Origin of the sequence: Mycobacterium ulcerans subsp. shinshuense, from assembly GCF_002355775.1 — a bacterium.
Classification (GTDB): domain Bacteria; phylum Actinomycetota; class Actinomycetes; order Mycobacteriales; family Mycobacteriaceae; genus Mycobacterium; species Mycobacterium marinum.
The window spans coordinates 4,074,924-4,100,637 of the sequence record NZ_AP017624.1 but is presented as its reverse complement, the minus strand read 5'-3'; the positions used below and the strand labels follow the sequence as shown (position 1 = coordinate 4,100,637).

Genomic DNA, 25,714 nt, shown 5'->3' with positions numbered 1-25,714 from the left:
TGACTTCGGGTGAACGTCGCTGTACCAGCGTCGGACACCCGGATGAAGACTTCGACAAGCGCGACGATCGCGTTCCCGTGATGCGGCGCGGCGTGTCAAGCCGTCATTCAGTACGGCGCCGAGTGGGTTCGTTCGGAGCTGCTCGGAGCGAGACCATCACAAGCCCGGGAGAAGTGACCCGGGCACATAGTGAAGCCCTCGCGTGGCCGCGTCGATTAGACGCGCCCGGGGGCTTGAGGAGAATACGTGGTAGACGGTGCCCCATCTTCAGACCCGGAAAACGAGCCGACACAGCGTGAGGACCTGCCGGACCGCCTGAGAGTTCACTCACTGGCGCGAACGCTGGGAACCAGTAGCCGTCGGGTGCTGGATGCGTTGAGTGCGCTCGATGGGCGGATTCGCAGCGCCCATTCCATTGTGGACCGCGTCGATGCGGTCCGGGTGCGCGACCTGCTGGCCGAGCAACCTGCCGAGGAGGGCCAGGCCGAGGAGGGCCAGCAAGCTCCTGACGCCGTGGCCGCTGAGGTGCCCGATGCGCCCGGCGAACCCGCCGAGCCCGAATCGCGCCTGATGCTGGAAACCCAGGAGACGGTGCAGGTCGTCGAGACCTGGGTGGAGCGGCCGCACTACATGCCGCTGTTTGTCGCACCCCAGCCGATTTCGGAGCCCGTCGCTGGCGACGATGCCGATGACGAATCGGGCGAGGAAGGTGACGATGACGAAGAGCAGGCCGACCGGCCGGCCAACCGGCGCCGCCGCCGGGGTCGGCGCGGGCGCGGCCGCGGGCGCGGCGAGCAGGGCGCAAACGACGGTCAGGACCAACCCGGCGACGATGGTGACGAGGCCCCGCAGAAGGCGGGGGGCAACTCCACGTCATCGGACGACAGCGAGGCGCAAGACGGCGCTGACTCCGAAGAGTCGGACAACGGCGACGACGACAACGGTTCGGCCGACGACGCCAGCCGGCGTCGGCGCCGGCGCCGGCGCCGCAAGTCGGGTGCTGGTGATGACGGCGACGAGGGTCCGGCCCCGGATGACCCGCCCAACACGGTCGTACACGAGCGTGCCCCCCGCTCCGGCGGCAAGTCGGGCAACTCGGATAGCGGTGACGATTCCGGTGGCAACGAGATCAAGGGCATAGACGGCTCGACACGGCTGGAAGCCAAGCGGCAGCGCCGCCGCGACGGGCGTGACGCCGGACGGCGCCGCCCACCGGTGTTGAGTGAGGCCGAGTTCTTGGCTCGTCGCGAGGCGGTCGAGCGGGTGATGGTGGTGCGCGACCGGGTTCGCACCGAGCCGCCCCACCCGGGCTCGCGTTACACCCAGATCGCGGTGCTTGAAGACGGCATCGTCGTTGAGCACTTTGTGACCTCGGCTGCTTCTGCCTCCCTGGTGGGCAACATCTACCTGGGGATCGTGCAGAACGTGCTGCCTTCGATGGAGGCGGCATTCGTGGATATCGGTCGTGGCCGCAACGGCGTGCTCTACGCCGGTGAAGTCAACTGGGACGCGGCGGGCCTCGGCGGGGCCGACCGCAAGATCGAACAGGCTCTCAAGCCAGGCGACTACATCGTTGTGCAGGTCAGCAAGGACCCGGTCGGCCACAAGGGTGCCCGACTGACGACACAGGTATCGCTGGCGGGCCGCTATCTGGTGTACGTGCCGGGTGCGTCATCGACCGGGATCAGCCGCAAGCTGCCCGACACCGAACGTCAGCGGCTCAAGGAAATCCTGCGTGAGGTGGTGCCCTCCGACGCCGGCGTGATCATTCGAACCGCGTCCGAGGGTGTCAAAGAGGACGACATCCGTGCGGACGTCACCCGGCTGCAGGAGCGCTGGAACCAGATCGAGGCCAAGGCCGTCGAGATCAAACAGAATGCCGCGGGCGCCGCGGTAGCGCTCTACGAAGAGCCCGACGTGCTGGTCAAGGTCATCCGGGATCTGTTCAACGAAGACTTCGCCGGGCTGGTCGTATCCGGGGACGACGCGTGGGACACCATCAACGAGTACGTGAGCTCTGTTGCCCCTGATTTGGTTTCCAAGCTGAGCAAGTACGAACCGGCCGTCGGGTCGGAGGGGCAGGTCGGGCCGGATGTCTTTGCGGTGCATCGCATCGACGAGCACCTGGCCAAGGCAATGGATCGCAAGGTGTGGCTGCCCTCGGGCGGCACTCTGGTGATCGACCGGACCGAAGCGATGACGGTGGTCGACGTCAATACCGGCAAGTTCACCGGTTCCGGCGGAAACCTCGAGCAGACGGTGACCAAGAACAACCTGGAGGCCGCCGAGGAGATCGTGCGCCAGCTGCGGCTGCGCGACATCGGTGGCATCGTGGTGATCGACTTCATCGATATGGTGCTGGAGTCCAACCGTGACCTGGTGCTGCGCCGGCTGACCGAGGCGTTGGCCCGCGACCGGTCCCGTCACCAGGTGTCGGAAGTGACTTCGCTGGGTCTGGTCCAACTGACTCGCAAGCGGTTGGGGACCGGGCTGATCGAAGCCTTCTCAACCTCCTGTCCGCACTGCAGCGGCCGTGGGATTCTACTGCATGCCGACCCGGTGGATTCGGCGCCGACGACTGGACGTAAAGCTGACTCGGGTGGTCGGCGGAACCGCCGATCGAAGAAGAACCGCGCCGAAGAGCCCAGCGAGAAGGAGGCCGTGGCCAAGGTTCCCACCCACGCCCCGGGCGAACACCCGATGTTCAAAGCCATGGCCGCGAGTTCGTCATCGGAGGCCGAGCACGGTGACGGGGAAGTCGAGGAGTCCGGCGAGGAGTTGACCGCCGCGGTCGACGACCAAACCGCGGTTCAGGTGGCCCTTGATCTCGGCGAGACCGAAGAGTCCGAAGAGACCGACGGGACCGACGAGACCGACGAGACCGACGAGACCGACGATTTTGATGACGACTCGGACGACTCGGACGACTCGGACGAGGACGACGACACCGACGAGACCAACGACACCGACGTTGACGCCGATGAGGACGAAGACACCGACGACGACTCCGACGAGGACGTCGACGAGGACGAAGACACCGAAGACGACGACGAACTCGACGACGACCTCGACGAGGACGATCTCGACGACGACGACCTCGACGAAGACGACGACGACCTGGATGACGAGCTGGATGACGACGATTCGGATAGCGACGACGAGGATGGTGAGAGCGAACTCACAGAGCCGGCTGCTGGCTGTCCCGCAGCCTTCGAGGTCACCACGATTGCCGAGCGCCCGCGCCGGCGGCGTGCGGCCGGCCGGCCGGCCGGTCCGCCCATCCATCTGGGCTGATGACAGGGCGAGTGAAAGACCTGGTGATAGGGCTATGGGAGGGCCGGTGACAGGTTCAACGCACCAACCCGCTGGACGCCAGGAGCCAGTTTGACCCTGTAGCCGCTGGTCACGTACCCTGGGACAGTTGTCATCAGGCGTTTGCCGAGCGTTGACGTCTCGGCCGGTGACAGCGGGACAGATGAAGTCCCCAAACCAGACCAGCACGCGTAAGCAGTCTTTGCGCGTGCCCACGAGAAGCAAGCACAACAACGAGTAGAGGTGCACCCACGATGGCGACCTACGCAATCGTCAAGACCGGCGGCAAACAGTACAAGGTTGCCGTGGGAGACGTGGTCAAGGTCGAGAAGCTCGAATCTGAGCCCGGTGCGAAGGTATCGCTGCCGGTCGCCCTGGTCGTTGACGGTGCCGCCGTCACCTCCGATGCCGACGCCCTTGCCAAGGTCGCGGTGACCGGCGAGGTGCTGGAGCACGTCAAGGGCCCCAAGATCCGGATCCACAAGTTCAAGAACAAGACCGGCTACCACAAGCGGCAGGGTCACCGTCAGCAGTTGACGGTCCTTAAAGTCACTGGCATCAAGTAGTAGCGGAGACCAGACACATGGCACACAAAAAGGGCGCGTCCAGCTCGCGCAACGGTCGTGATTCCGCCGCACAGCGGCTGGGGGTCAAGCGGTTCGGCGGCCAGGTCGTCAAGGCCGGCGAAATCCTGGTTCGCCAGCGCGGTACCAAGTTCCACCCCGGTGTGAATGTCGGACGCGGCGGTGATGACACGTTGTTCGCCAAGGCGGCCGGTGCGGTCGAGTTCGGCATCAAGCGTGGACGCAAGACAATCAACATCGTGGAGCCGGCCACACAGGACGCCTAGTCGCGTCCGCCTCCAGGTCGAGATCGACGTTTTGCAGCTGAGTTCTCGCACAAAGTCTGCAAAACGTAGATTTCGTCCGGGAAAGGATATGTAAGGAAGCCCGATGCCTCGGTTCGTCGATCGGGTCGTCATTCACACCCGAGCGGGTTCCGGTGGTAATGGCTGCGCCTCGGTTCATCGTGAGAAATTCAAGCCGCTCGGTGGTCCCGACGGCGGTAACGGCGGGCGCGGCGGCAGCGTCGTCTTTGTGGTAGATCCACAAGTGCATACCCTGCTCGACTTCCATTTCCGCCCGCACGTCACCGCGGCGTCAGGCAAACAGGGCATGGGCAGCAACCGGGACGGCGCCGCCGGTGCAGACTTGGAAGTCAAAGTTCCCGACGGCACCGTCGTACTCGACGACAACGGCCGGCTGCTTGCCGACCTGGTGGGAGCCGGCACCCGCTTTGAAGCCGCCGCGGGTGGTCGCGGCGGGCTGGGCAACGCAGCGCTGGCGTCGCGGGCGCGCAAGGCGCCAGGCTTTGCCCTGCTTGGTGAGCCGGGACAGGCTCGTGACCTCACCCTAGAACTCAAGACCGTCGCCGATGTGGGGCTGGTTGGATTCCCCTCCGCCGGAAAATCCTCGCTGGTGTCGGTCATCTCGGCGGCCAAGCCCAAGATCGCCGACTATCCCTTCACCACCCTGGTTCCCAACCTTGGCGTGGTCGCTGCCGGTGGTCACTCATTCACCGTCGCCGACGTTCCCGGTCTGATTCCGGGCGCCTCACAGGGCCGGGGGCTGGGGCTGGAATTTCTGCGGCACATCGAGCGCTGCGCGGTGCTGGTACATGTCGTGGACTGCGCCACCGCTGAACCGGGCCGGGACCCTATTTCCGACATCGACGCGCTGGAGGCCGAATTGGCGGCCTACCAACCCACGCTGCAGGGCGGTGCGGTGCTCGACGACCTGGCCGAGCGGCCACGTGCGGTGGTGCTCAACAAGATCGATGTGCCCGAGGCCCGCGTGCTTGCCGAGTTCGTTGAGGACGAGCTCGCGCAACGCGGCTGGCCGGTATTTCTCGTATCCACGGTCACCCGGGAAAACTTGCAGCCGTTGATCTTCGGGCTGTGGCAGATGGTCTCGGAGTACAACGCGGCTCGGCCGCAAGCCGCGCCGCGACGGCCGGTGATCCGCCCGGTTCCGATCGATGACAGCGGCTTCGACGTGCAGGCGGACGGACACGGGGGCTTCGTGGTGACCGGCGCTCGACCCGAGCGTTGGATCGGCCAGACCAACTTCGACAACGACGAGGCCGTCGGCTACCTGGCCGACCGCCTGGCGCGGCTGGGGGTCGAGGAGGGGCTGCTGCGGTTGGGGGCAAAGCCGGGGTGCGCGGTCACCATCGGTGAGATGACTTTCGACTGGGAGCCGCAAACGCCCGCGGGTGGTCACGTCGCAATGTCCGGTCGGGGTACCGATGTGCGACTGGAACGCAGCGACCGCGTCGGTGCGGCCGAGCGCAAGGCTGCCCGCCGCCAACGTCGTGAACGCGATGACGATTGATGGGCAGCCCGCACCGCGAAGCCATTCGCACCGCCCGCAGTGTCGTGGTCAAGGTTGGGACGACGGCACTGACCACGCCATCGGGGGTGTTCGACGCCGGCAGGCTGGCTGAACTGGCCGACGCGATCGAGTCGCGGATGAAGGCCGGTACCGACGTCGTCATCGTGTCTTCGGGGGCGATCGCTGCCGGCATCGAACCGCTCGGACTATCACGTCGGCCAAAGGACCTGGCGACAAAGCAGGCGGCGGCCAGCGTCGGTCAGGTGGCGTTGGTGAACTCTTGGAGTGCCGCCTTCGCCCGCTACGGCCGCACGGTAGGGCAGGTGTTGTTGACGGCACACGACATTGCGATGCGGGTGCAGCACACCAATGCCCAGCGCACACTGGACCGGCTGCGGGCACTGCATGCGGTGGGAATCGTCAACGAGAACGATACGGTTGCTACCAACGAGATTCGCTTCGGCGACAACGATCGGCTTTCGGCGCTGGTAGCGCACCTAGTAGGTGCGGACGCCTTGGTGCTGCTGTCCGACATCGACGGCCTCTACGATGCCGATCCACGAAAATTCCAGAACGCCAGATTCATTCCCGAGGTGTCCGGTCCGGCCGACCTCGATGGAGTAGTCGTCGGACAAGGCAGCCACCTGGGCACCGGCGGCATGGCGTCGAAAATGTCGTCGGCGCTGCTGGCCGCGGATGCCGGAGTTCCGGTGTTGCTCGCTCCTGCGGCGGATGCGGCGGCCGCACTCACCGATGCGTCGGTGGGCACCGTCTTCGCCGCGCGGTCCGAACGCATGTCGGCCCGCCGATTCTGGGTACGCTATGCGGCCGAGTCCGCCGGATCGCTGACCCTCGACGAAGGTGCTGTGCGGGCCGTCGTCGGGCATCGGCGCTCGTTGCTGCCGGCGGGCATCACGGCAGTGGCGGGCAAGTTCTTTGGCGGCGATGTCGTTGATCTGTGTGGGCCCGACGCGACGATGGTGGCCCGCGGTGTGGTTGCCTATGACGCGACGGAGTTGGCCGCCATGATGGGCCGGTCCACCTCAGAGTTACCCGGTGAGCTGCGCCGGCCCGCGGTCCACGCCGACGACCTTGTCGCGGTGTGAGCGAGGTGGCGCCGGCCGCCGAGCCGGGAGGCTCGACGACCGCCCCAGTGGTTCCGTGACGGGCCGTTGCTGATGTCGACGGTGTTTCGGCGTCAAGGGCTTTGAAAGGCGCGGGATTCGGGTTCCGGCCAGATCGCCAGCGGCAAGTCCGTTGCGAGCGACTCAACCCGGGCGATGGCCGCTCCGCTCGCTCGCCGAATCGGCGGGAATCGTTGGTTCCGCTTCGGAAGCGACGCCGAGCCGTTGTGACCAATCTTCTTAGTGATGAGACGACTATCGCCGAGTGATCGGCCTATGTCCGCAGGTAGAGGCCTTGCGCTGAGATTTTTGTGTGAGGGCTTGGGGCCGTGAGGTTTTCAACTTTCTATGGTGATTTCGCTGCACCGGCGGTGCTCGGTCTGTCCGGCTATCGTGGGGCCTCGTCGGAGATGACGGAGGTCTTGATGTCATTCGTGAGCGTGGCGCCCGAGGTAGTGGCGACGGCGGCTTCGGATTTGGCGCGCATTGGTTCGTTGATCGATGCGGTCAACGCAGCGGCGGCGGGCGCCACGACGACGATGCTGGCCGCTGGTGCCGATGAGGTGTCGGTCGCGATCGCGGCCTTGTTCGGCACCCATGCCCAGGAATATCAGGCCATTAGCACCCGGATCTCGGCCCTCAATGAGCGCTTTGTCGCGCTGTTGACCGCGGGGAGCAACAGCTACGCGGCTAGCGAGTCGGCCAGCGTCTCGTGGTTGCAGGCCGTGGAGCAAGACGTGCTGGGTTTGGTGAATGCACCCAGCCAGAACTGGTTTGGGCGGCCGCTGATCGGCAATGGCGCCGATGGGGTGGCGGGGACCGGGCAAGCCGGTGGGGCTGGCGGAATTCTGTGGGGTAACGGCGGCGCCGGCGGCTCCGGCGCGGTCGGTCAATCCGGTGGCGCCGGCGGGTCGGCGGGGTTGTTCGGCCATGGCGGTGCCGGTGGGGCCGGGGGGCAGGCCGGGGCTTCCGGTACCGGCGGTGTCGGTGGGGCCGGCGGCGCCGGCGGATGGCTGTACGGCAACGGTGGAACCGGGGGAGTTGGCGGTGCGGGCCCGGTCAACGGGGGTGTTGGAGGTGCCGGCGGGCGGGCCTGGTTGCTGGGTGCTGGCGGGTCCGGTGGTGCCGGGGGACAGGGGCTTGGTCTAAACGGGGGTGCCGGCGGGTCCGGCGGAAACGGCGGTTTATTCGGCATCGGCGGCACCGGCGGTGCCGGTGGTGACAGTTCCGGCTCCGGTAGTGCTGGGGTCGGTGGCGATGGCGGTCATGGCGGGTTGTGGGGTCGGGGCGGGGCTGGCGGTATCGGCGGAGTCAATTCGGACTCTGGCGATGGTGGGGCCGGTGGCGGTGGCGGCGATGGCGGACGGCTGTTCGGTAGCGGTGGCGCTGGCGGGGCCGGCGGAACCGGCGCGGTCGCCGGTAGCGGCGGTGACGGGGGCGCCGGTGGCTCTGCTGTCGGGCTGTGGGGGTTGGGCGGTCACGGCGGCGCGGGTGGCGACGGTGCTGTCGATCTGGCAGGCGGTGTTGGTGAGGCGGGTGGTGAGGGCGGCAGTGCCGGCAACGGTGGTGCCGGCGGGCTCGGTGGTTGGCTGATCGGCTCCGGCGGGGCGGGTGGCCTCGGAGGTGTTGGTGGCGCCGGTGGTGCGGGCGGGGCCGGGGCTGCCGGGATCGCGCCCGGGAGCAACGGCGGCAATGGCGGCTGTGGCGGCGTTGGTGGTGTCGGCGGGGCGGGCGGTTCTGGCGGGCAGGGCGGCTTTTTGCGGTTCCTGGGCGGGCAGGGTGACGGCGGCGCCGGTGGGGACGGCGGTAATGGCGTGGCCGGTGGCGGGGGGGGGGGGGGGGGGATGCCACCGCGGCTGGCGGATCAGGCGAGAACGGCGGCGATGGCGGGGCCGGCGGCATGGGCGGGGCCGGTGGCATGGGTGGTGCCCTGGGCGGTCACGGTGGCGCAGGCGGGTCCGGTGGTGTCGGCGCGGCCGGCGGGTCCGGCGGGCTTGGTGCTACCGGCGCTGAGGGTGTGACCGGGGGCAACCTTCATGGCGGTGACGGTGGCAGTGGGGGCAAGGGTGGTGTCGGCGGGGCCGGTGGTGACGGTGGCGCCGGCGGTAAGGCTCAGGTCGCGGGATTCGCCGACGGCACCGAGGGTGTTGGCGGGGCCGGTGGTGAGGGCGGATCCGGCGGTGTCGCTGGTGACGGTGGTAAGGGTGCCGACGCGGCGGCGTTCTCGGGTGCGGCCGGGGGTAACGGTGGGCATGGTGGCGATAACGGTGCCGGCTCCGCCGGTGGTACCGGCGGAGCCGGCTCCACCGTCGGTGCCACCGGGGCGGATGGGTTCAGCCCCATCACCGGCGGCAACGGCGGTGACGGTGGAAACGGCGCCTCCGGTCCAGCCGCGTCTGCCGGGGGTGCCGGTGGTGCCGGCGGTGATGGCGGGTTGTATGGCAATGGCGGCGCCGGTGGGGACGGCGGTGATGGCGTAGTCGGTGGCCAGGGGGCGGATGCCACCGCGGCTGGCGCATCCGGGGAGAACGGCGGTGATGGCGGGGCTGGCGGCATGGGCGGGGTCGGTGGCATGGGTGGTGCCCTGGGCGGTCACGGCGGCGCCGGTGGGGTCGGTGGTGTCGGCGCGACCGGTGGTGCGGGCGGGCTTGGCGCTACCGGCGCTGAGGGTGTGACCGGGGGCAACCTTCATGGCGGTGACGGTGGCAGTGGGGGCAAGGGTGGTGTCGGCGGGGCCGGTGGTGACGGTGGTGCCGGCGGTAAGGCTCAGGCCGCGGGATTCGCCGACGGCACCGAGGGTGTCGGCGGGGCCGGTGGTGAGGGCGGATCCGGCGGTGTCGCTGGTGACGGTGGTAAGGGTGCCGACGCGGCGGCGTTCTCGGGTGCGGCCGGGGGTAACGGTGGGCATGGTGGCGACAACGGTGCCGGTGGCGCCGGTGGCACCGGCGGAGCCGGCTCCACTGACGGGGCCCACGGCGCGGATGGGTTCAGCCCGACCACCGGCGGTAACGGCGGTGACGGCGGCAGCGGCGGCAGCGGTTTTCAAGGTGTGAAAGGTGGTGCCGGCGGGGTCGGCGGTGACGGCGGGTTGTATGGCAATGGCGGCACCGGAGGCACCGGGGGCACCGGGGGCATCGGCTTCAACGGCAGCACCACCATCGGAGGCGGCAACGGTGGTGATGGCCACACCGGGTTGACCGGTGGTGACGGTGGCGCCGGGGGCAAGGGTGGTGCCTTGGCCGGCCACGGCGGTGACGGTGGTACCGGTGGTGTCGGTGGTACCGGAGGCACCGGTGGTAGCGGTGGTACCGGTACCTCTGGCATTTTCTCCTCCGCAAACGGTGGTGACGGCGGCAACGGCGGCAACGGCGGTGACGGTGGTACCGGCGGGACCGGTGGTGTCGGCGGCCTAGGCGGCCAGGCTCAGGCCGCGGGATTCGCGGACGGCACCCAGGGCGTCGGCGGCGCGGGCGGCGTGGGCGGGACCGGCGGGAACGCCGGCAACGGCGGCCACGGCGCAAACGCGGACGTTGGCTCCGGGAAGGCCGGCGGCAACGGCGGCGACGGCGGTGACCCCGGCGTCGGCGGCATCGGCGGGCAAGGCGGGGCCGGTTCCATCGCAGGGGTCGAGGGTGCGGCCGGGGTCGCTCCCACCTCTGGCGGTAACGGCGGCGACGGCGCCAGCGGCGCTACCGGCGTGAACGGCGGTGCCGGCGGGTCCGGTGGTGACGGCGGGCTCTACGGCAATGGCGGCGACGGTGGTGACGGCGGGAACGGCGGCAAGGGCCAGGTCGGCTCCACCGGCCCTGTGGCAGGTAGCGCGGGCGGAACCGGAGGAACTGGCGGCACTGGCGGTCAGGGCGGTGCCGGTGGCAGCGGGGGCGCGTTGGCCGGTCACGGCGGTGATGGCGGTAGCGGTGGAGACGGGGGTACCGGGGGTACCGGCGGTACCGGCAGAAATGGTGCGAACGGGATCATCGGGGCCGATATCGATGGCGGGTCCGGCGGTAAGGGCGGAAATGGTGGGGCCGGCGGAGCTGGCGGTGCCGGTGGACAGGGCGGTCAGGCCCAAGCCGCGGGTTACTCCGATGGAACGCAGGGCGTTGGTGGTGCTGGCGGGGGACGGTGGGACCGCCGGAATCGGCGGGGACGGCGGTGACGGCGCCAACGCGGTAGCGGGCTCCGGTGAGCGTGGTGGTCACGGCGGACATGGGGGTGACCCCGGTAACGCCGGGGCCGGTGGCCAGGCCGGCGCCGGTCCCACATCTGGCGGAAACGGCAAAGCCGGGTCCGGTGTAACCACCGGTGGTAACGGCGGTGACGGCGGAGACGGCGGCAGTGGTGCTATCGGCGTCAAAGGTGGTGCCGGCGGGGCCGGTGGCGACGGCGGACTCTACGGCACTGGCGGAAACGGCGGTGATGGTGGAACCGGCGGGAAGGGCACCGTCGGGGACAGCGGTGCCACATTGTCCGCGGACGGCGATAGGGGCGGGGCTGGCGCGACCGGTGGTGTCGGCGGGGCCGGTGGCGACGGCGGTGCCAAAGGCGGCAACGGTGGCCTCGGCGGGTCCGGCGGTACCGGTGGCATGGGCGGTACCGGTGGCGATGGTGCGCATGGAGCAGACATGGCTTCTGGCAGCGGCGCTAACGGCGGCTATGGCGGCTACGGGGGCTTTGGTGGTGTCGGAGGTGCCGGTGGTACCGGCGGCGTCGGTGGTCAGGCTCACGCCGCGGGGTTCACTGACGGTGCCACCGGGGCCGGCGGCGACGGCGGACAGGGGGTACCGGCGGCCTCGGGGCCTGGGGAGGCAATGGTGGTATAAGGAGCTGACGGGAGCATCTCTGGTCCGCCACAGAATGGCGGCAAGGGCGGTGACGGCGGAGGTGGGGGCCCGGGCGGGCTTGGCGGTCAAGGCGGCCTGAGTGGGGACGGATCAAGTACGGGCGCGGCCGGCGAGCTCGGCACTTTCGGCAACGGCGGCTCAGGCGGAAACGGTGGCATCGGCGGAAATGCCCCTGGTTTCAACGCACCCGGTACCGGCGGCGCCGGCGGCGACGGCGGCAACGGGGCCTTTGGTGGCTCGGGAGGAACCGGTGGCAGAGGTGGCTACTCCAGCGTGGGTACCGGTGGCGCCGGCGGTGACGGCGGTGACGGCGGTATGGGCTTCGGGGGCATAGGTGGCGGCGGCGGCACTGGCGGCCAGGGTGGTAGCGGAGTTGATGCCCAGGGTATTGGTGGTGCCGGCAACGGCGGGGTAGGCGGCAACGGCGGTGACGGTGGTGACGGCTGGGATGCTCCTGGCGGCCAGGGCGGCCAGGGCGGCCAGGGCGGCCAGGGCGGCCAGGGCGGCAAGGGCGGCCAAGGTGGCAACGGCGGTGACGGATCCCCGCCCGTCCCTGCGTTCGGCGGCAGCAGCGGCGGCACCGGCGGCACCGGTGGCACGGGCGGCGCTGGCGGTGACCGGTTCGTCGATACCGAACTTGTCGGGATTGGCGGAGCAGGCCATGGTGGCGTGACCGGCGGCGGGCCGACCGGGCCGGCGCTGGTCGACGGCGGCCTCGGCGGCGCAGGCGGATCTGGCGGAACCGGCGCACACTAATCGCACCGGAATGCCTTCGCTGAGATCAGCGACCTGCCTGCCGAGGTCGTGGTAGGCCAATCCCGGTGCGTCATCGCAGCGACGTTGACGTGAGATACAGGGCACCCCATACGATTTCAGAGAGCGTATCGGCCAGCTCGGCGTCGAATTCGGGCGGTCTGCTCGGTAGGTTCTGATGACAGGTTCGCTCGACCATCCATGTGAGCGCGTTGGCCGTGGTGGTCGCGGATAGTTCGGGGCGGATTGAGCCATCGGCCTGGCCGTCCTCGATGACCCGGGCCAATCGCGCGGAGATGGCGGCCAGGATGTCCCGATATGTTTGTGCTGTCTGGGGCTCATAGCCGGCCATCTCGTTGAGGGCGATGAGGATCGGTTGATGACGGCGATAGCGGGCGATGATGGCGCACATCGCGGCTCTGACGTCGTCCGGATCGTGGCGCCAGGCCACGTCCCACCAATGCTGCGCGCCGGTGGCCAGGTCGTCGAACACCTGACCGGCCAGACGGCGCAGCAGGTGGCCCTTGTCATCGAAGTAGATGTAGAAGCTGGCGCGCGAAATGCCGGCCTCGGTCGCCAACCGATCGACGCTGAGCTCGGTGAAGCTGGCGCCATTGTTCATCAGTCGCTCGGTGGCCTCTAGCAGGCGGCATTCCATCTGCTCCCGCCGCTGCCGGCGGTTGGCCTGCGCATTTCGGGTGATGGACGCCATGTTTGCCCGGGCACCTCCTGGTCTTCGGACGAGCATAGCCAACCGCTCGACATATTGACTAGACATAGTGTCTAGACATAGCATCGTCAGTCTGTGACCGGGGTCATAGTTGATGAAGGAGAGCGGCGATGACGGCAATTTCGGAGAGCGTGCGGCCCTACGACACGATCGATCTGTCATCGCGTGCGTTCTGGGCATCGAGTGCGGCGCAGCGGGAGAGCTCATTTTCGGTGTTGCGGGCCGAACGCCCGGTGAGCTGGCACCCTCCGGTCGAAGACGCGCTCATCCAGGATCCCAGCGACCCGGGGTTTTGGGCGGTCACCCGGCGCGCTGACATCGTTGCGGTCAGCCGCACCAACGAGGTGTTCTTGTCCGGCAATGGCGTGCTGTTCGAGAATGTCCCCGCCGAACTGCTGGAAGCGTCACAGTCATTTCTGGCGATGGACCCACCGCGACACACCAAGCTGCGCAAGTTGGTCAGCGCGGCATTCACGCCCAGGCAAGTCCGCCGCATCGAGGACTCGATCAAGATCAACGCCAAGGGCATTGTCGAAGAGCTCCGGATGGCCGGCGGCGGTGTCGATTTCGTCGAGCACTGCGCCAAGGAACTGCCCATCCGCACCCTGTCGGACATGGTGGGAATTCCCGAAGCCGACCGTGAGCGGGTGGCACATGCCGCCGATGCGCTGGTCTCCTGGGCGGACCCCCGCTACCTGAATGGTCGAGAACCGCTGGCCGTGCTCTTCGAAAATCAGATGTATCTGCATCAGGTCGCCGTCTCTTTGGCCGCCGAGCGGCGGGACCGGCCCGGCGATGACCTGTTCAGCGCTCTGGTCAACGCCGAGGTGGACGGCGATAGGCTCGCCGATGCGGATGTGGCGGCGTTTTTTGTGCTGCATGCGGTGGCCGGTAATGACACCACCCGCCAGACCATCAGTCATGGCCTGAAGGCGCTTACCGACTTTCCCGGCGAGAAGGCTTGGCTGCTAGCCGATTTCGACACTCGCATTGGTACAGCGGTCGAGGAACTCGTTCGGTGGGCTACGCCGGTGATGACATTTCTCCGTACTGCGGCAGCGGATTTCGAGCTGGGCGGACAACTGATTCGTGCGGGGGAGAAGGTGGTGATGTTCTATGCCTCCGGAAACTGGGACGAGGATGCGTTCTGTCATCCCGAACGCCTCGATCTGAGCCGCAGTACAAATCCCCACGTGGGCTTCGGTGGCGGTGGAGTGCACTTTTGTCTCGGCGCGCATCTGGCCCGCGCGCAACTGCGTGCCATCTTCGGCGAGCTACTTGTGCAACTTCCCGATATCCAAGCCGGTGATCCGGTCTACGTGCCCGGCAACTTCGTACACGCCATCCGCAGCATGCCCCTGCACCTTCTGACGGTGCGGGACATGGCATCGGTCCAAGCGGATCATCGGCCTTTGCGCAGGGGCATCCGCTGGTCAAGCTGGCGATCAAAGACACTGCTAGCAAACGGTTATCGGTTCCACGTAAACCGCTGCGGCTAGTTCGGAAGCCAGCAAGACCAGCAGTTCAGAACAACCGCCGTCGACTTTGACGTCGGCCAGATCGTCTCCGCGGGTGTGGCCCTGGTTGATGATCGCGACCGGAATGCCCCGTGCCGCGGCGTGACGTAGAAACCGGTAGCCCGAGAACACGGTCAGTGACGAACCGGCCACGAGCAGCGCGTCGGACTGATCGACCAGTGAAAATGCTTGATCCACACGTTCTTTGGGGACACTTTCGCCGAAGTAGACGATATCGGGCTTGAGCATCCCACCGCAGCAGCGGCAGTCGATGTAGCGAAACGATTCGGTATCGGCGATAACAGCGTCCGCGTCGGGAGCCACGGCCAGGCCGCCGACGGCTTCGGCGCGCTCGATGAATCCCGGGTTGAGCGACTCGAGTTCGGCGGCCAGCGTCGAGCGGCTGATCGTGTGACCACAGCCCAGGCACGTCACCTGCGCATAGGTGCCGTGCAGGTTGACCACATTCTTGCTGCCCGCCTTGGTGTGCAGCAGATCGACGTTCTGGGTGATCACTCCGGTCACCACGCCGGCACGTTCGAGCGCGGCCAGCGCGCGATGGCCGGCATTGGGCGCGGTGTCATCCATGTGCCGCCAGCCAACATGATTGCGTGCCCAGTACCGCTGCCGGAAAACCGGGTCCGACGTGAACTGGCGGATTGTCATTGGATTGCTCGGCGGCGAATCGGGTCCGCGATAGTCCGGTATGCCGGAATCGGTGGAAATCCCGGCGCCGGTGAGCACGGCTATCCGGTGACCGGTCAGCGCCGCGACGAGTTCCGGGGATTCCACAGCCTCGAGAGTAGACACGAATCAGCTTGCCTGCCAATCGCCGTCGGACAATCGAGCGGTTTCGTGAGGCGGGTATCCGACCCGGTAGCGGCGCCAACGCGATGGGCGGCAGTGTCGCCGAACTCGGTGAGCAGACCGAAGCCGTTCAGGCCCAGGGGCGGGTGGGGCATGGGCGCCGCGACAACGCACCGAGCGGGACATCTTGCCTGCGATCTAGGCGCCCACCCGGACCCCTAGACAAGGCTCGTTGATCGGTTTCCGCCCGTCGTTTCGGTCTTCGGCGGTGGGAAGCCGATAATGGAACGACGATGGACTTCTACAACGCATACGGCCAGGGCTTTGTGCGCGTTGCCGCGTGCACCCACCACACCACGCTTGGTGACCCGGCGGCCAATGCCGCGTCGGTACTGGGGTTGGCCCGCCAGTGCCACGACGACGGTGTCGCGCTGGCGGTGTTTCCTGAGCTGACGCTGTCGGGCTACTCGATCGAGGACATCCTGTTGCAGGACGCTCTTCTCGACGCCGTGCAGGACGTGCTGCTCGATGTGGTGACGGCGTCGGCCAATCTGTTGCCCGTTTTGGTGATCGGCGCGCCACTGCGGTATCAGCATCGCATCTACAACACCGCCGTCGTCATTCATCGCGGAGCCGTGCTGGGGGTGGTGCCGAAGTCCTATCTGCCCACCTATCGCGAGTTCTACGAACGCCGTCAGGTCGCGGCCGGAGACGACGAGCGGGGCACCATTCGGGTCTGCGGCGCGGACGTGCCGTTCGGCCCCGACTTACTCTTCGCCGCCTCCGACCTGCCCGGCTTCGTGCTGCACGTCGAGATCTGTGAGGACATGTTCGTCCCCATACCGCCCAGTGCTGAGGCAGCGTTGGCGGGCGCGACGATACTTGCCAACCTGTCCGGGAGCCCGATCACCATCGGGCGCGCCGAGGACCGTGCGCTGCTGGCCCGCTCGGCGTCGGCACGGTGTCTGGCCGCCTATGTCTATGCCGCGGCGGGGGAGGGCGAGTCGACGACGGACCTGGCCTGGGACGGCCAGACCATGATTTGGGAAAACGGGGTGCTACTGGCCGAATCCGAGCGGTTTCCCCGCGGAGAACGCCGCTGCGTGGCCGACGTGGACACCGAGTTGCTCCGATCGGAGCGGCTGCGGATGGGCACCTTTGACGACAACCGTCGCCATCACCGGTCATTGGCGGACTCATTTCGGCCCGTCGTGTTCCGGCTGGATCCACCGGCCGGAGACATCGGGTTGCGGCGCGAGCTCGAACGCTTCCCCTTCGTCCCAGCTGATCCGCAACGGCTGCAACAGGATTGCTACGAGGCCTACAACATCCAGGTGTCCGGCCTCGAACAGCGGCTGCGGGCGCTCAACTATCCGAAGGTGGTCATCGGGGTCTCCGGCGGGCTCGACTCCACCCACGCGCTGATCGTCGCCGCTCGCGCCATGGACCGCGAAGGCCGCCCGCGCAGCGACATTCTGGCGTTCACCCTGCCCGGATTCGCCACCGGTGATCGCACCAAGAACAACGCGATCAAGCTGGCCAAGGCGCTGGGGGTCAGCTTCGAGGAAATCGACATCACCGAGACGGCCCGGTTGATGCTCGACACCATCGGGCACCCGTTCTCCAGCGGGGAGAAGGTCTACGACGTCACTTTCGAGAACGTTCAGGCCGGGCTGCGCACCGACTATCTATTCCGCATCGCAAACCATCGCGGCGGAATCGTGCTCGGCACCGGCGACCTGTCCGAACTCGGGCTGGGGTGGTCGACATATGGTGTCGGCGACCAGATGTCGCACTATAACGTCAACGCCGGCGTCCCCAAGACATTGATTCAGCACCTGATGCGCTGGGTCATCTCATCGGGTCAGTTCGACGAGCATGTGGACGAGGTATTGCAGTCGGTGCTGGACACCGAGATCACTCCCGAACTGGTGCCCACCGGCGAGGAAGAAGAATTGCAGAGCAGCGAGTCCAAGGTGGGCCCCTTCGCGTTGCAGGACTTCTCGCTGTTTCATGTGCTGCGGTACGGATTTCGCCCCTCGAAGATTGCCTTTCTGGCCTGGCACGCGTGGAGCGACTCGCAACGTGGCAACTGGCCACCCGGTTTCCCCGACGACAAGAGGCCGTCGTACTCACTATCCGAGATCCGGCACTGGCTGATGGTCTTCGCCCAGCGCTTCTATTCGTTCAGCCAGTTCAAGCGGTCGGCACTACCCAATGGTCCCAAGGTGTCCCACGGAGGTGCGCTGTCTCCGCGCGGCGATTGGCGGGCTCCCTCGGACATGTCGGCGCGAGTCTGGCTCGACGAGATCGAAACCACCGTGCCGCGCGACTAGCCAGACAGACCGGCCGTAGCGGCCACGTCTGCTAGTTCCATAAATCCGCGAACACCGTTGGGCCCCTAAGGGTTTCCGCGACCGGAAGAACGGCCGCCTCGACGTGCGGGGTTCACCCAGGCTGGCCCTCGCTGCCGTTCTGGCCGGGGCGGCCGGACACCGCGCCGCCTCCGCCCCCCGCACCACCAGCGGTGCCGATACCGCCCGTACCGCCGGCACCGACGGGTGAACCGTCACCGCCGTTGCCGCCGTCACCGCCGTCACCGCCGTTGCCGCCGTCACCGCCGTTGCCGCCGTCGGCGACCTGACCGTTGCTGTCGATGCCGCCAGCGCCTCCGTTGCCGGCCTTGCCGCCGTCGCCTCCGGCGCCGCCCGCGCCGCCGTCGAAGGTGCCTTTGCCGCCGGAACCGGCGCCGCCCCCGTTACCGGCGTTGCCGCCGGCACCGGTGGTGCCGGCGGTGCCGCCGTCGAGAGCGTCACCATCTTTGCCGCCGTCGCCGGCATCGCCGCCGGCGCCACCGGCACCACCGCCATGACCGGCCACACCGGCGGAGCCGTCGGTGCCGTGGCCGCCGTTGCCGCCCCCGCCGCCCACGCCGCCGCTGCCGGCGCTGCCGCCGCCCGTTGCGATACCGCCAGCACCGCCGCTGCCGCCCCGACCGCCGGTGCCACCGTCGCCACCGTCGCCACCGACGCCGCCGGTGCCGCCGGTGCCGCCGCTACCGGCGTCGCCGCCCGCGGTTGCGGTGCCGCCGACGCCGCCATTGCCGCCGTTGCCGCCACCACCACCATGTCCGACCCGGAATCCACCGCCACCCAAACCACCGGCGCCGCCTGTGCCGGCCGTCCCGCCGTTGCCGCCGTCGCCGTCGCCGCCGCCGGTTGCGTTGCCGCCGTTGCCGCTATCGCCGCCGTCACCACCTGCCCCGCCGGCACCGCCATTGATCCCGGTCACGATGCCGCCCCCGGTGCCGCCGTTGCCACCGCCGACACCGGCGATGCCAGCGCCGCCGCTTCCGCCGTTGCCGCCGTTGCCGCCGTCGGTGTGGAGATCGCCGGTGCCACCGGTACCGCCGGTGCCGCCGGTGCCGGTGTTGCCCGCATGCCCTGGGGTAACCAGTGGACCACCGGCACCCGCCGCGCCACCGCGGCCCGCGGCGCCGCCCACGCCACCGTCCCCGCCGGTACCGCCGGACAGGCCTGATCCGACACCCGAGCCACCGGCCCCACCCGTGCCGCCGGCACCACCGGTACCGCCATGGCCACCGTCCCCGGTGTGGCCGAAGAACTGATTGGCCCCGCCGACCCCGCCGGTCCCGCCGGCACCGCCGGCCGATCCGGTCCCGCCGGTCCCACCGGCGGTACCGCTGTCACCGGGAGCGCCATCGCCGCCGGCCCCGCCGCTGCCACCGGTACCGGCCGCCCCGAACAGCCCATTGGCGCCGCCGGTCCCGCCGGTCCCGCCGGTACCGCCCGCCGAGCCGACTCCACCGACACCCCCGGCCCCACCGCCCCCTCCGACACCGCCATTGCCGAACAACAGACCGCCGGCCCCGCCATTGCCGCCGGTGCCGCCGCCCTGGCCGAGCGCGCCGACCCCACCGGCACCACCGGCCCCGCCCTGGCCGAACAACAGACCGCCGGCGCCGCCATTGCCGCCGGTGCCGCCGGCCTGGTCGAGCGCGCCGACCCCACCGGCACCACCGGCCCCGCCGTTGCCGAGCAGAAGCCCGCCGGCCCCGCCGGCCCCGCCGCGTTGACCGGACGCTCCGGACCCGCCGGCGCCGCCGTTGCCGACAAGCAGGCCGCCGTTGCCGCCGGCTTGCCCGGTGCCCGGTGCCCCGTTGGTACCGTCGCCGATCAGCGGGCGTGCCAGCAGTGCCTGGGTCGGCGCATTGATCAGGTCGAGCAGCGGCTGCAGGGGCCCGGCGTTGGCGGCTTCGGCTGTGGCGTAGGCGGTGCTGCCGGCGGTCAGGGCGCGGGTGAAGGACTCATGAAATTCGGCCACGCGAACACTGAGGGCCTGGTACTGCTCGGCGTGGGCGTTGAACAGCGCCGCGATGGCCGCAGACACGTCATCGGCGGCGGCAGTGGCTATCGCGGTGGTCGGGATCGCCGCGGCGGCATTGGCCGCGCTGACCGTCGAGCCGATCGCAGCCGCATCCGCGGCCGCAGTGGCTACCATCTCGGGCGTAACCAAAACGTACGACATCAAATTGCTCCTTTAGCTAGCCTCGGACAATGACGGAGGGGTTTCGCGCCGAGGTCAACCGATTCGGGCAGCGCCGCCGGCTATTGCGTGTGCGGTAAGGGCTGGATCGACTGTCGGGCCTTTCGCGCCAGCCCCAGCGGGCCAAGCAATTGAGGCGGGATGGGCCGATGGCGGGCAACCGTGATCACGGCCCCGTCGGCGTTGTTCGACGGCTCGCGATCCCAGGGCCGGCTTCCGGTCAAAAGGGTTACCTGGATGAAGATTTCGGCAACGTCGTGCGGTGACTGGCGGCGCATTGGTCAACCGGTGTCCCGGCTTGGCGACATCGCGACCTTGATCGTTGGAACCACAGGAGTCGGCCATCGCTTGCTATCCGCCTTAGGTGCCGTGGGGAATTGGTCCGGGCGGAAGGCGCGTTACGTTAATGGCCGGTCTAATTGAGGCCCTTTAAACATTCTATTAATTCATTATCGAGCGAATTGATAATTCAGTATTGAACGAATTTTCGTCCCGCCCATAATTGTCTCGTCGGTGAATTGGTGCACCCCGGCAGGCCAGGGCTCCGGCGTTGTTGATTAGCAGGCTTGTGAGCTGGGTTGATGATCTTTGGTGCCGCGCTATTGGGGCCGGAGTGTAGGCACGGGCTATCTGGAGAACGATCGAGTTGGTTACTGTTCGTCGTTGGTCTGGAGTTGCCCGTGCCTACCGTTTCAGTATTGCCTGTGTCGTCGGTTCCAGAGGTGTTCGACCGCTGGAGTCCTGGTGGGCGCAGCGAGCTCATCGGATCGGAGTTTTTCGATGTGTTGGCCTCGGTGCCAGACCCGAGGGACTCACGCGGTCGGAGGTATTCGCTGATGGCTTTGTTGGCGATCGCGGTTCTGGCCACTGCCGCGGGGATGCGCGGCTATGCTGGTTTTGCCACATGGGCGGCCACCGCTCCCGATGATGTGTTGGCCCAATTAGGGGTCCGGTTCCGGCGGCCCAGTGAGAAGACCTTCCGCGCTGTTTTGTCTCGGCTAGACCCCGCCGACCTCAACGCCAGGATGGGCAGTTACTTCACTGCACACGTGGCTAGCAGCGACCCCAGTGGATTGGTGCCGATCGCGTTGGACGGCAAGATGCTGCGTGGTGCTTTACGCGCCAAAGCGACAGCCACGCATCTCGTGTCGGTGTTCGCCCACCGTGCCCGATTGGTGCTCGGTCAACTCGCTGTCGCCGAGAAAAGCAATGAAATTCCCTGCGTACGTGCCCTGCTCACGCTGCTGCCGGGTAGCTTGCGGTGGCTGGTCACCGTGGATGCGATGCATACCCAGGTCGTCACCGCGAAGTTGATCTGCGCCACCTTGAAGTCGCACTACCTGATGATCGTCAAGTCCAACCAAGCCAAAATACTTGCGCGTATCACCGCGATGCCCTGGGCCGAGGTGCCCGCAGCCGCTACCGACGACTCCCGCGGCCACGGCCGTGTCGAGACCCGCACCCTGCAAATCATCACCGCTGCACGAGGAATCGGCTTCCCCTACGCAAAACAAATCATTCGGATCACTCGTGAACGCTTGATCACCGCCACCGACCAGCGCAGCGTGGAGGTGGTCTATGCCATCTGCAGCCTGCCGTTCGAGCACGCCCGCCCTACCGCGATCATGACCTGGATGCGTCAACACTGGGGAATCGAGAACAGCCTGCACTGGATACGCGACGTCACCTTCGACGAAGACCGTCAAAGGGCACATACCGGAAACGGCGCACAGGTCCTAGCAACGCTACGCAACACCGCGATCAATCTGCACCGCCTCAACGGCGTCGACAACATCGCCGAAGCCTGCCGGATCACCGCTTTGACCGCCAACCGCCGCCTAGACCTCCTCAATCCACAATTCCCCAGCTCACAAGCCTGCTAATCAACAACGCCGGAGCCCTGCCCGGCAGGCGGGTAGCGGCCGTGGCAACGACGGCGAAGGTGACGCGGTGGTCACCAGGCGGTCGCACAACAAACACAGCAAACCGCGCCTGCGCTGCGTGTCGGCGCTCGTCTGGCGCGCAATCGGTGCATCGTAGAGCGGTTGGGCGGCAAATTACAGAAAGGAAGTCTTTTGACGGCGGCCGAGGCGAAAGATCCGGAGCCGGTGGTGGAGGGTGCCCCGGCTCACGATGGTGCGAAGGGCAAGCGCCGCCGCCGGCCGCGCTTCCGGGTGAGCATCCAGTCCAAGCTCATGGTGCTGTTGCTGCTGTCGAGCATCGTTTCGGTGGCCGCGATCGTGGCGGTCGGTTTTCACACCGGCCGTAATTCGCTCAGCGCTGCCGCGTACGGACGTCTGACCCGGCTACGCGAATCGCAGCTGCGTGCGGTGGAGACGCTGTTCTCCGACCTGACCAATTCGCTGGTCATCTACGCCAGCGGGCTGACCGTGATAGACGCGGTCGCGCAGTTCACCGCCGGATTCGACCAACTGGCGGACGCGACGATAAGCCCGGCGCAGCAAGAGTCGCTCGTTAACTACTACAACGACCAGCTCATCAAACCGGTCGAACACCTGACTGGAACCAAATTCGACCTCGAAGCGCTGCTGCCGACATCGCCGGCGCAGAAATACCTGCAGGCGTACTACACCGCGCCGTTCACGTCCGATCAGGATTCGATGCGGCTGGACGACGCCGGCGATGGCAGCGCGTGGTCGGCCGCCAACGCGGAATTCAACGGCTACTTTCGCGAGATCGTCACCCGATTCGATTACGACGATGCGGTTCTGCTCGATACCCGTGGCAACATCGTCTACAGCTTGAGCAAGGACCCCGATCTCGGCACCAACATACTGACCGGGCCGTATCGCGAATCCAACCTGCATGATGCTTATCTCAGGGCGCTGGGCGCCAACGCCGTCGACTTCACCTGGATCACCGATTTCGAGCCGTATCAACCACAGCTGGACGCGCCGACGGCCTGGCTGGTGTCCCCGGTGCTGCAGGGCGGCAGAACCGAAGGTGTGTGCTGGCGCTACCGCTGCCCATCGCCAAGATCAACAAGATGATGACCGCCGACAAGAACTGGCAAGCGGCCGGGATGGGTACCGGGACCGAGACCTATCTTGCCGGGCCGGACAACCTCATGCGATCGGATTCGAGGTTGTTCCTGCAGGATCCCGAAGAATATCGCCGCCAGGCGGTGGCGGCCGGGACCTCACCGGAGGTGGTGAACCGGGCGATCCAACTCGGGAGCACGGTGTTGCTGCAACCGGTGGCGACCGCGGGTCTGCGTGAGGCGCAGCGGGGCCAGACCGGAACGGTCAGCGCGGTCGACTATACGGGTAACCGCGAGCTGGAAGCCTTTGCGCCGCTGAATATTCCCAACTCGGATCTGCATTGGTCGATCCTGGCGACCAACGACGATTCTGCGGCATTCGCCGCCGCGGCCGCATTCAGCAAGGCGCTGGTATTGGTGACCGTGGCGATGATCGTGATCATCTGTGTCTTCTCGATGTTGATCGCCCAACTGATGGTGCGGCCGATCAGACGCCTGGAGGCGGGCACCGAGAAGATCAGCGGCGGTGACTACGACGTCGCGATTCCGGTGAAGTCGCGTGACGAGATCGGCGATCTGACCGCCGCTTTCAATGAGATGAGCCGAAGCCTGAATATCAAGGAGGATCTGCTCAACGAGCAGCGCCGGGAAAACGATCGGCTGCTGCTGTCGATGATGCCCGAGCCGGTGGTGCAGCGGTATCGCGAGGGCGAGCAGACGATTGCCCAGGAACACCAGGACGTCACCGTGATCTTCGCTGACATCCTGGGCTTGGACGAGGTCTCCCGATCGCTGTCGGGCAACGAGTTGGTCGCCATCGTCGATGACCTGTTCCGCCAGTTCGACTCGGCGGCTGAATTCCTTGGGGTGGAACGGATCCGCGCGCTACACAACGGCTATCTGGCCAGCTGCGGGGTCACCACGCCACGTTTGGACAACGTCGCCCGCACGGTCGCATTCGCGCTGGAGATGCAGCGCATCATCGAGCGGTTGCGCCACCAAAGCGGCCACCAACTACGGCTGCGGGCCGGAATCAACACCGGCAACGTCATCAGCGGGCTGGTCGGTCGAACCAGCGTTGTCTACGACATGTGGGGTGCGGCGGTAAGCACCGCCTACCAAATGCATAGTGGGTCACCGCAACCCGGTATCTACGTCACCTCGCAGGTGTATGAGGCGATGCGAGACGAGCGGCAGTTCGCACCGGCAGGGACCATCTCGGTCGGCGGTGTGCAAGAGCAGATCTACCGGATGTCGGAGCAGTCATGAACGTCCTGGGCGCCTCGTGGTTCCACTGGGCCATCGGCATCGCGATCGGAGTGCCGGTTGGTCTGATCCTGCTCACCGAGCTGCACAATTCGCTGGCCCGCAGGAACAGCCACCTGGCCCGTCAGGTCACCCTGCTACGCAACTTCCTGCTCCCGCTCGGTGCGTTCCTGCTGTTCCTGGTCAAAGCCTCACAAGTGCCGGCAGGAGAAGGCACGGTACGAATCCTGACCACGGTGTTCGGCTTCCTGGTGCTGGTGTTGCTGCTCTCTGCGCTCAACGCGACGGTATTTGCCAGCGCGCCGCAGGACAGTTGGCGCAAGCGGTTGCCCACCATCTTTCTCGATGTGGCCCGGTTTGCGCTGATCGGTATCGGGCTGGCGATGATCCTGTCCTACGTCTGGGGGGTTCGGGTCGGAGGCATCTTCACCGCCTTGGGCGTGACGTCGGTCGTGATCGGCCTGATGCTGCAGAACTCCGTCGGCCAGATCGTGTCGGGCTTGTTCATGCTGTTCGAGCAGCCATTCCGGATCGAGGACTGGTTGGACACGCCCACTGCGCGAGGGCGAGTGGTGGAGGTCAACTGGCGTGCCGTACACATCGAAACCGGAACCGGGCTGCGAATCACCCCAAACTCGGTGCTGGCGACGACGGCTTTCACCAACCTCAGTCGCCCGGATGGTTCGCACAAGTGCAGCATCACAACCAAATTCGCGGCGGACGATGCACCGGACAAGGTATGCGCGATGCTGACCAGGGTCGCCAGCGCATTGCCCAATCTCAAGAGCGGGGTGGTGCTGGCCACGGTTGCCCTGGGCGGCGCCGAGTACCGCACCACCGTCCGGATCAAGTCTCCCGCCGAAGACGGTGCTGCCCAAGATACGTTTTTGCGGTGGGTCTGGTACGCCGCCCGTCGCGAGGGGCTTGCGCTGGACGGGGCCGGTGACAGCTACTCGACCCCCCAACGAGTCCAGGACGCGTTGCGCGCGGTGAGCCCGGAACTCAAGCTCAGTCTGCTCGATCAGCAGTCGCTGGCCCCATACGCCAAGGTGGTGCGCTACGGCACCGATGAAACCGTCCAGCAAGCCGGCGTTGTGCCCAAAGGCATGTCCTTCATCATCGCCGGCAGCGTCCGTCTGATGGTGACGCCGGCGGACGGTCCCGCTGTCGCGGTCGGCACCCTCGGTAAGGGCGTCTTCCTGGGGGTGACCGCGTTGACTCGGCAACCCAACCGGGGCGGTGCGGTGGCGCTGGAAGAGGTGACCGTGCTCGACATCGATCGCGAGTATCTCGAGCGCATCGTGATGAGCAAGCCGGCGCTGTTGCAGGAGCTGGGGCGACTGATCGACGAGCGGCAGATGAAGGTGCGGCAAGTAACCCAGCGCGAACGGGTCGCTTGAC

General features: G+C 67.3%; 12 protein-coding genes and 3 pseudogenes. 12 read left to right on the top strand and 3 right to left on the bottom strand.

What is annotated here, in order from left to right:
- Window positions 1-246: 246 nt before the first annotated feature.
- The 7 genes and pseudogenes from rne (at window position 247) to SHTP_RS30470 (ending at window position 12,429) form a co-directional block, all read left to right on the top strand.
- Window positions 247-3,294 carry a ribonuclease E gene (gene rne, locus SHTP_RS18325; protein WP_096371377.1) on the top strand — a complete coding sequence of 1,016 codons (3,048 nt, stop codon included), beginning with the start codon at window positions 247-249 and terminating at the stop codon, window positions 3,292-3,294.
- 272 nt (window positions 3,295-3,566) lie between these two features.
- On the top strand, window positions 3,567-3,878 hold the full coding sequence (rplU, locus tag SHTP_RS18320) for a 50S ribosomal protein L21 (protein ID WP_011741441.1): 312 nt from the start codon (window positions 3,567-3,569) through the stop codon (window positions 3,876-3,878).
- A gap of 17 nt (window positions 3,879-3,895) precedes the next feature.
- Window positions 3,896-4,162: a 50S ribosomal protein L27 gene (gene rpmA / locus SHTP_RS18315; RefSeq protein WP_015356542.1), complete on the top strand. Its 267-nt coding sequence runs from the start codon at window positions 3,896-3,898 to the stop codon at window positions 4,160-4,162.
- 103 nt (window positions 4,163-4,265) lie between these two features.
- Window positions 4,266-5,705 carry a GTPase ObgE gene (obgE, locus tag SHTP_RS18310; RefSeq protein ID WP_096371376.1) on the top strand — a complete coding sequence of 480 codons (1,440 nt, stop codon included), beginning with the start codon at window positions 4,266-4,268 and terminating at the stop codon, window positions 5,703-5,705.
- Window positions 5,705-6,811, top strand: a complete 1,107-nt coding sequence (gene proB / locus SHTP_RS18305; RefSeq protein WP_096371375.1) for a glutamate 5-kinase — start codon at window positions 5,705-5,707, stop codon at window positions 6,809-6,811. Before obgE ends, proB begins: the two co-directional genes overlap by 1 nt.
- Before the next feature lie 443 nt (window positions 6,812-7,254).
- Window positions 7,255-8,850 (top strand): PE family protein, encoded by a 1,596-nt coding sequence (locus SHTP_RS30475; RefSeq protein WP_231991803.1) that lies wholly within the window; start codon window positions 7,255-7,257, stop codon window positions 8,848-8,850.
- Window positions 8,847-12,429 (top strand): annotated as a pseudogene (locus SHTP_RS30470) (GTP-binding protein). Before SHTP_RS30475 ends, SHTP_RS30470 begins: the two are co-directional and overlap by 4 nt.
- A gap of 70 nt (window positions 12,430-12,499) precedes the next feature.
- On the opposite strand, the gene SHTP_RS18295 reads toward SHTP_RS30470, so the two are convergent.
- Window positions 12,500-13,138: a TetR/AcrR family transcriptional regulator gene (locus tag SHTP_RS18295; RefSeq protein ID WP_096371374.1), complete on the bottom strand. Its 639-nt coding sequence runs from the start codon at window positions 13,136-13,138 to the stop codon at window positions 12,500-12,502.
- Window positions 13,139-13,266: 128 nt separating this feature from the next.
- On the opposite strand from SHTP_RS18295, the pseudogene SHTP_RS18290 reads away from it, so the two are divergent.
- Window positions 13,267-14,514: pseudogene (locus tag SHTP_RS18290) on the top strand (cytochrome P450); the annotation flags it as partial.
- A gap of 99 nt (window positions 14,515-14,613) precedes the next feature.
- Here the strand turns inward: SHTP_RS18290 and SHTP_RS18285 are convergent.
- The gene (locus SHTP_RS18285; protein ID WP_096371373.1) at window positions 14,614-15,483 is read right to left on the bottom strand and encodes an NAD-dependent protein deacetylase; all 870 of its coding nucleotides are present in this window, start codon (window positions 15,481-15,483) and stop codon (window positions 14,614-14,616) included.
- A 290-nt stretch (window positions 15,484-15,773) separates the two neighbouring features.
- On the opposite strand from SHTP_RS18285, the gene SHTP_RS18280 reads away from it, so the two are divergent.
- Complete coding sequence (locus tag SHTP_RS18280) at window positions 15,774-17,816, top strand: NAD(+) synthase (protein ID WP_096371372.1); 2,043 nt, start codon at window positions 15,774-15,776, stop codon at window positions 17,814-17,816.
- 112 nt (window positions 17,817-17,928) lie between these two features.
- Here SHTP_RS18280 and SHTP_RS18275 read toward each other — a convergent pair whose 3' ends face one another.
- A complete protein-coding gene (locus SHTP_RS18275) occupies window positions 17,929-20,028 on the bottom strand; it encodes a PE family protein (RefSeq protein ID WP_096371371.1) in 2,100 nt (699 codons plus the stop codon).
- A gap of 698 nt (window positions 20,029-20,726) precedes the next feature.
- On the opposite strand from SHTP_RS18275, the gene SHTP_RS18265 reads away from it, so the two are divergent.
- From SHTP_RS18265 to SHTP_RS18255, 3 genes and pseudogenes are all read left to right on the top strand, one after another.
- Window positions 20,727-21,929, top strand: a complete 1,203-nt coding sequence (locus SHTP_RS18265; protein ID WP_420873023.1) for an ISAs1-like element IS2404/ISMul1 family transposase — start codon at window positions 20,727-20,729, stop codon at window positions 21,927-21,929.
- 192 nt (window positions 21,930-22,121) lie between these two features.
- A pseudogene (locus tag SHTP_RS18260) lies at window positions 22,122-24,316 on the top strand (adenylate/guanylate cyclase domain-containing protein).
- Complete coding sequence (locus SHTP_RS18255) at window positions 24,313-25,713, top strand: mechanosensitive ion channel domain-containing protein (RefSeq protein WP_096371368.1); 1,401 nt, start codon at window positions 24,313-24,315, stop codon at window positions 25,711-25,713. Before SHTP_RS18260 ends, SHTP_RS18255 begins: the two are co-directional and overlap by 4 nt.
- Window position 25,714 lies beyond the last annotated feature (1 nt).